Annotated in this window: 1 protein-coding gene; it reads left to right on the forward strand. The window is 47.8% G+C overall.

Annotated features, from left to right (window positions below):
- Nucleotides 1-544, forward strand: a 544-nt coding sequence (locus R7R78_RS28885) for an oligopeptide/dipeptide ABC transporter ATP-binding protein (RefSeq protein ID WP_225474939.1), incomplete at both ends; no start/stop codon positions are given.

The following is a 544-nucleotide window of genomic DNA, read 5'->3' on the forward strand; positions in this document are numbered from 1 at the left end:
GTATGACGGTCGGTGACATCATCGCTGAGCCGCTAGAAACGTTCTATCCAGAACTGTCTAAGCAAGAAGTGAAAGACCGCGTTAAAGAGATGATGGCGAAAGTTGGTCTATTGCCAAACGTAATCAACCGTTACCCGCATGAATTCTCAGGTGGTCAGTGTCAGCGTATCGGTATTGCGCGTGCGCTTATTCTTAAGCCTAAGATGATCATCTGTGACGAACCAGTCTCGGCACTGGATGTTTCTATTCAGGCTCAAGTCGTTAACCTTCTGAAAGAGCTGCAAAAAGAGCTAGGACTTTCTTTGGTGTTTATCGCGCACGATTTGTCAGTGGTGAAACATATCTCTGATCGTGTTCTCGTGATGTATTTGGGTAACGCGGTAGAGTTAGGCGAAGCGGATGCGCTATTTGCAGACCCTAAGCACCCTTATACGCGTGCGCTGATGTCGGCGGTTCCAATCCCAGACCCAGAGTTAGAACGCAATAAAACCATCCAAATGTTGGAAGGGGATCTGCCATCACCAATCAATCCTCCTTCAGGTTG

The sequence above is a fragment of the Vibrio sp. 2134-1 genome, assembly GCF_033339495.1.